This is a genomic window from Aeromonas sp. HMWF014, from assembly GCF_963878295.1.
Lineage (GTDB): Bacteria > Pseudomonadota > Gammaproteobacteria > Enterobacterales > Aeromonadaceae > Aeromonas > Aeromonas popoffii.
The window spans coordinates 1-6623 of record NZ_CAWNYS010000112.1; the positions used below are offsets into that span (position 1 = coordinate 1).

A 6623-nucleotide genomic window follows, 5' to 3' on the forward strand; every position below is an offset into this window, starting at 1 on the left:
TAGGCGATATGGCGGTGGCCCTGCTCGATAAGGTAGGTGGTGGCCTGCTGGGCGGCATGGGTGTTGTCGGGGCCGATAAAGTCCACGTCATCGCGATAGTAGGAGCGGGCGGCGCACACCACCGGCAGTTGCGAGCCCAGCAGGATCTCCAGGGTTTTGGCCGCTGCGCCGCGCACCGGATTGAAGATGATGCCCGCCACCCCCTGGCGTGACAGCGACTGTATGCTCTGCTGCAACCGCTCCGGGCTGTGGCCGCACTGGGTCAGAAACAGCAGGTAGCCCTGCTGCTCCAGCACCTCGCTCACCCCGGCGGTCACTTCGGTATAGAAGGGGTCGGTGATGTCGCGCAGGATCAGCCCCACCAGATTGGATTGCTGGCTGCGCAGGTTGGCGGCGGCGCTGTTGGGCACGTAATCAAGCTGCTTGATCGCCTGCTGCACCCGCTCGGCGGTGGCTGGCGAGATGCGCCCCTTGCCATTGAGTACCATGGAGACGGTCGTGACCGAGACCCCCGCCAGTTGAGCGACATCGGTGATCTTGACGTTTTTCGATGGTTGCAGTTTGGGTGGCATAGGTTTGGACGGCATGGGTTGTGACGACATAGGGCGAGTGCTGCAGCCATGGGCAAAGAGACCGGAGAGCCACAGCATACCTCCTCGTATACCCAAGTGAAACGTTACATCACCGCTGCGCCGATCTGGCTCACAGATTTTGCACCACTCATCATTCGGGCCAGCCATTCTGTGATCCTGTCGGCACTTGTTGCTTGATAAAACGTTTTATCATCCAGCAAAACCTGATGCCGACCCGAGTCTCTGCCACGAGCAGCGGTGAGGGAAGCCGCAGACATTGCTGTTTATTCACAAGGAGCCGTTTCATGGCCAAGCCTCAAGCCAAATCCACGATATGGGAGTTCCTGCAGAGCCTCGGCAAGACCTTTATGTTGCCGGTCGCCCTGCTGGCCTTCTCGGGCATTTTGCTCGGTGTCGGCAGCTCGCTCACCAGCGATGCGGTCAAGCAGAGCATGCCCTTCCTCGACAACACCGTGCTGCAACTGCTGTTCCTCTGGATGACCAAGGTGGGGCTGGTGGCCTTTATCTACCTGCCGGTGATGTTCGCGGTGGCCATTCCGCTGGGGCTGGCGCGGGAAGAGAAGGGGGTGGCGGCCTTTGCCGGTTTCGTCGGCTATGCGGCGCTCAATCTCTCTATCAACTTCTACCTGACGGTGGCCAACGTCATCGGTGACGCGGCGGCGGAGAAGGCCTACGGGGTGAAATCCATCCTCGGCATCAGCTCCATCGACACCGGGATTCTGGGGGCCATCATCGTCGGGGTGATCGTTGCCAAACTGCACGCCCGTTTTTACACCTACCGGATGCCCGATGCGCTCGCCTTCTTCGGCGGTGCCCGCTTCGTGCCCATCATCACTGTGCTGGTGCTGGGGGTGGTCGGCTTGGTAGTGCCTTTCGCCTGGCCCTGGTTTGCCGCTGGCATCAATGGTATCGGTGCGCTGATTTCCCACGCCGGTCCCTTCGGCCCCTTCCTGTTCGGTACCGGTGAGCGTCTGCTGCTGCCGCTCGGCCTGCACCACATTCTGGTGGCGCTCATTCGCTTTACCGAAGCGGGAGGCACTCAACTGGTGTGCGGCAACGAGGTGAGCGGCGCGCTCAACATCTTCTACTCCGAGCTCGCCTGCGCCGACACCACTGGCTTCTCGGTCTCTGCCACCTCCTTCCTCTCTCAGGGCAAGATGCCTGCCTTCCTCGGCGGTCTGCCGGGTGCCGCGCTCGCCATGTATCACTGCGCCCGCCCGGAAAATCGCGGCAAGATCAAGGCGCTGCTGGTCTCTGGCGTGGTGGCCTGCGTCATCGGCGGCATCACAGAGCCGCTGGAGTTCCTGTTCCTGTTCGTGGCACCCGTGCTCTACGTCATTCACGCCATCCTGACGGGTCTGGGCTTTATGACCATGGGGCTGCTCGGCGTCACCATCGGCAACACCGACGGCAACCTCATCGATTTTCTGGTGTTCGGCGTGCTGCAAGGCACCGCCACCAAGTGGTATCTGGTGCCGGTGGTGGCCGCCATCTGGTTTGCCATCTACTACAGCGTGTTTCGCTTCGCCATCGTACGCTTTAACCTGAAAACCCCCGGCCGCGAAATCGAGACCAGCGAGGCAGCCCAGCCCGCAGGCAAGAAAGCTGGTAACAGCGGCTACAACGGTGAAATCATCCTCAACGCGCTGGGCGGGGCTGATAACATCCTCGCGCTCGATAACTGCATCACCCGCCTGCGGATGTCGGTGCAGGATATGAGCCGGGTCGATGACAAGCTGTTGAAAGCGAACGGCGCCATCGGGGTGATCAAGCTCGACGAGCACAACCTGCAGGTGGTGATTGGTCCTCAGGTGCATCTGGTGAAAAACCAGTTGCAGAGCCTGATGAGGGGCTGATCTGGTCAATAAAACCCGAATAGGGGGCGCAAGCCCCCTCTTTGCCTCTCATAATATGTCTCCTGTTTATGAATGGGGAAAATTCATGCGCGATACTGATGATTTTGACCGTGTGGTCGACCGCCACGGCACCCATTGCACCCAGTGGGACTATGTGGCCGACCGCTTTGGCCACGCCGACCTGCTCCCCTTTACCATCTCCGACATGGATTTCGAGACCGCCCCCTGCATTCGCCAGACCCTGGCTACGCGGCTCGAACACGGGGTATTTGGCTACAGCCGCTGGAATCACAGTGACTTCAAGGGGGCGGTGAGCGACTGGTTTGCCAACCGCTACGGGGCAACCCTCGACCCGGATACGCTGGTCTATGGTCCCTCGGTCATCTATGTGATTGCCCAGCTGGTGAGCTTCTGGTCGGCGCCGGGCGAAGGGGTGCTGGTGCATACCCCCGCCTACGACGCCTTCGGCAATATGCTGGCCGCCAATGACAGGGTGCTGCTGCCCTGCCCGCTCAAAAAAGAGCAGGGGAGTTACCAGATTGACTGGGCGTGCTTTGAGCAGCAAGCCGCCCGCACCGATTGCCGCATTTTGCTGCTGTGCAGCCCCCACAACCCCACCGGCCGGGTCTGGACGCGCGATGAATTGAGCCGAATGGCTGCTATCTGCCAGCGCCACGGGGTCAAGGTCATTTCGGACGACATCCATATGGATGTGAGTTTTGCCCGCTACCTGCCGTGGAGCGAGGTGGCGCCGGACGATAACTGGGCGCTGGTGAGCTCGGGCTCCAAATCCTTCAATATTCCGGCCCTTGGCGGCGCCTACGCCTTTATCGCCAACGCACCGGCGCGGGCCGCCTATTTGCAGCGGCTCAAGGCGGCCCATGGGCTATCTTCCCCCCCCATTCTCGGGGTACTGGCCCATATCAGCGCCTATCGGGACGGCGGCGAGTGGCTCGATGCCCTGAAAGCCTATCTGCACGGCAACCTCGCCAATGTGGCGGCGCGGCTCAATGCGGCGTTCCCCGCCATCGACTATCGGGTGCCTGAAGGGACCTATCTCGCCTGGATTGATCTGCGCGGGCTTGGCATCGACTCCACCAAGCGGATGGATGCCCTGCAAACCTTGCTGGTGGAGAAATACCGGGTCGCCATCATGCGTGGCGACACCTATGGCCCCGAAGGCAAAGGCTATATCCGCCTCAACGTCGGCTGCCCGCGCTCAAAGGTCGATCAGGGGCTCGACGCCCTGATCGGCGCGCTGGGGGAGTTGCATGCCAGATAAAACAAGCCGCTCCGGGCGGCTTGTTTATTGTGAGGTCAGCTTTTTGGTATCGGGAGAGTTAGCCCGTCCGAGGATGGCACGGCTGCTAAACAGCACCTTGCCGCAGGCAAGGCAGGTGTGACGCAGTCGGTAATCACCGACGCAGGTAAGCGGGCTGAACAGTACCTTGCGGGAACCGCAGGCGTAGCAGCTGGCGTGCTCGTCATCCTCGGTGGCGCATTCGGGATGCAAGCTGAGGTACTTAGGCAGGGTGGGCAGCTTGTCCCAGTCGGGCTGAGCGACCGAGTTGTTCTTGAGGATGATGGCGACGGTCACCAGGCCCGCCAGGGTGAGTAGTACGTCCGTCAATTCCATGAGCGTCAAGACTCCGTCCGTGATGGGCCGCAGGGCCCTGGGGTTGGTGGGTACAATATGGATCCTATCTTATCTTGCTGCGGGCTGAGTGTGCCATCCCCGTCAAGGTAGCCTTTTGGCGCCGTCTGCCGGGGAGGCGATAATGAAGAACAGTTTGGAGGGCATCTCCTCTTCAGCGCCCTGGTCGATTCCCTGCCGATGGCCTGGCCGAGCCGCGTGAAAAAAATGTGCATAACCAGCAGATCTTGAGGTTGTCTGCGAGATAGTAGGACGACATCACCTCAATGAACTGATAATAGAGGGAAATGTTGAATTTAATGACATCGGGTCAGAATGATTTTGTGGGGTTTCATAAGGATCTGAAAGCTGTTTGCTAGATTGGTTTATGCATAATCAATCGTTTATTTAGTTGGACAATCTAGGTGGGATCGGTGTCCAATCAAAGGAGCAGGTTGGCCAACAGTGCCGTCAGCCAGTGTGTAACCCTATGATGTAAGGAGACATCCTGATGGAAAAACTTGACCAAGAGATCGACACCATGCGCCAGGAGTTTGAGTCACAAGGCCAGAAACAGGCCCACGACAAATGGCAAGCCAGGGTTGATGAACTGCAACGGGAACGGGATCGTTCAGAAGCGCCCCAGCCGGAAGCTGAAAAACACTAGCTCGCCGACGGCCACCTAGTGATGGCCATCGGTCAAGCAGACAATAAACACCCCCATAGCCTCAGAGGAGACTGGGGGTTTTTATTGGCCGGGAGATTGCACCCTTGCACTTGTTATGAAGCGCAGCCTGACAAACCAAGATGCTTGCAGGGAACAACAAGGACCATCAGTGATGGTCCTTGTTCGTTTAGGCAGTCATTGAAACCTGCGCAGGGGGCACGTCTTGGCAGCTGTTGCCGGCGCGGGCGACCCGGCCTTCTGCCAGCAGCTGGTAGTGGCCGGTAGCGGCGGGGACAAAGGCGGACTGGCCCTGCTCGAGGCGCAGCGTCTCGCCGCCCTGCTTGAGTGTGACTGTGCCATCGATGGCAAACAGGATCTCGGCGCTGGCGGTGGTGAGCGCATGCTCGCCTGCCGGATAGACGCTGAAGGTGAAGTCCGGTACGGGTACATCGAAGTGCTGCACAGTGTTGCCGGTCATGCCCTCACAGCGCGGGGCCAGCAGGATCTGGTCATCTGGCTTGGGCTGGCAGCGGGTGCAATCCAGCAGCTCTGCCACGTCGATATATTTTGGGGTGAGACCGGCGCGCAGCACGTTGTCGGAGTTGGCCATGATCTCAAGACCCGTGCCGCGCACATAGGCGTGGGGGGTGCAGGCATCGAGGAACATGGCCTGACCCGGCTTGAGGGTCACGACATTGAGCAAGAGCGGCGAGAAGAGCCCCACATCCCCCGGATATTGGGCGGCCAGACTGGTAATGAGCGCAAAGGTCTCTTCATCCTGATGGTCGGTGGCATAGGCCAGCAGGGCCGCCAGCGCGGCTTCCTTGCGTGCCCCAGTCAGGATCAGCAACTGGTGGAAGAAGTGCTGCAAACCACTTTCGTTCTGGTTGGTGGCAAGGGCCGCGACCAGATCGGCGATGGACGCCAGCTTGATCCGCTCGAACAGCGCCAGGATGGCGGGAATGGCACGAAAGCCGTTCATCGCCTGATAGGGGGTGAGGGCAAACACCAACTCCGGTTTGTGGTTGGGGTCTTTATAGTTGCGATTGCTCGCCTTGGGGTCGATGCCGGCGGCTTCCTCCCTGGCAAAACCGGCTTCGGCCTGGGCCTTGCTCGGGTGTACTTGGATGGAGAGGGCCTTCTCGGCGCACAGCACCTTGAACAGGAACGGCAGGCTGCCGAAGCGGGCCCGGGTGGCCTCGCCCAGCGCAGCGGCCGGAGCTGCGTCGATCACCACAGAGAGCTTCTGCACCCTGCCCGCCAGCGTTACCTCTGAGCAGCCGTTGGGATGGGCGCCCATCCACAACTCGGCCTGGGGTTTGCCCGTTGGATTGGGGATGCCAAACAGGGCGGTGAGGGCGTCATGGCTGCCCCAGTCGTAGTCTTGAATCGGATTTTGCATTAACAAAAAAGAAGGCAGGTCGCGACTGCTCATAAGGGACGCCTCATTTAGTTTGAAGAAAGTCGGGTGAAGAAAAGGGTGGCATTGCTGCTGTAGACCGGACTATAACATGGGCGGCCTTTACCGCCGCAACCGCTTGCCTCTCTCCTTTGATCAGGATCAGGGGGGAGGGCCGGTTTCAGCTATCAGGTCAACGCTCCCCGCCTAGAACGGGTGTTCAGCGGCGAATACCTCAACCAGATTTGGGACAAGGAGCAGGGCTGTAAGGAGATAAGCGTGCTGACCGAAGATCCCGGCCGCTCCCCCACCGATAATTACCTGTTTCATGGAAGCTGCCTCTATATCCGGGAAAATTTTCACCGCCCCATCACCCACCGCTTTAACGTCTTGGCCAGCCATCTCTCCCATCTGTTTCGCGAGCAGTGTCCTATGCGATTGGTGGACTACCTCAGCCGGATACGGATCGAACGGG

General features: G+C 59.9%; 6 protein-coding genes and 1 pseudogene. 4 read left to right on the forward strand and 3 right to left on the reverse strand.

The genetic code is table 11. From position 1 onward, the window contains the following. Nucleotides 1-572 (reverse strand): LacI family DNA-binding transcriptional regulator (locus tag AAC083_RS04370; protein WP_375134740.1); only part of this gene is annotated, 572 nt, incomplete at its 3' end. Between the two features lie 305 nt (nucleotides 573-877). Between AAC083_RS04370 and malX the strand changes: the two genes are divergently transcribed. Both malX and AAC083_RS04380 read left to right on the forward strand, forming a co-directional pair. After that, a complete protein-coding gene (gene malX / locus AAC083_RS04375) occupies nucleotides 878-2449 on the forward strand; it encodes a maltose/glucose-specific PTS transporter subunit IIBC (protein ID WP_108535922.1) in 1572 nt (523 codons plus the stop codon). An 85-nt stretch (nucleotides 2450-2534) separates the two neighbouring features. Beyond that, the gene (locus tag AAC083_RS04380; RefSeq protein WP_108535923.1) at nucleotides 2535-3731 is read left to right on the forward strand and encodes a MalY/PatB family protein; all 1197 of its coding nucleotides are present in this window, start codon (nucleotides 2535-2537) and stop codon (nucleotides 3729-3731) included. A 24-nt stretch (nucleotides 3732-3755) separates the two neighbouring features. On the opposite strand, the gene AAC083_RS04385 is transcribed toward AAC083_RS04380, so the two are convergent. Next, entirely contained in the window at nucleotides 3756-4085 is a 330-nt protein-coding gene (locus tag AAC083_RS04385; RefSeq protein WP_108535924.1) for a hypothetical protein, read from the reverse strand. Between the two features lie 508 nt (nucleotides 4086-4593). Here AAC083_RS04385 and AAC083_RS04390 point away from each other — a divergent pair. After that, nucleotides 4594-4749: a hypothetical protein gene (locus AAC083_RS04390; protein ID WP_108535925.1), complete on the forward strand. Its 156-nt coding sequence runs from the start codon at nucleotides 4594-4596 to the stop codon at nucleotides 4747-4749. 187 nt (nucleotides 4750-4936) lie between these two features. On the opposite strand, the gene manA is transcribed toward AAC083_RS04390, so the two are convergent. Beyond that, on the reverse strand, nucleotides 4937-6184 hold the full coding sequence (manA, locus tag AAC083_RS04395) for a mannose-6-phosphate isomerase, class I (protein ID WP_108535926.1): 1248 nt from the start codon (nucleotides 6182-6184) through the stop codon (nucleotides 4937-4939). 141 nt (nucleotides 6185-6325) lie between these two features. Between manA and AAC083_RS04400 the strand changes: the two are divergent. Continuing rightward, nucleotides 6326-6623 (forward strand): annotated as a pseudogene (locus tag AAC083_RS04400) (AraC family transcriptional regulator); the annotation flags it as partial.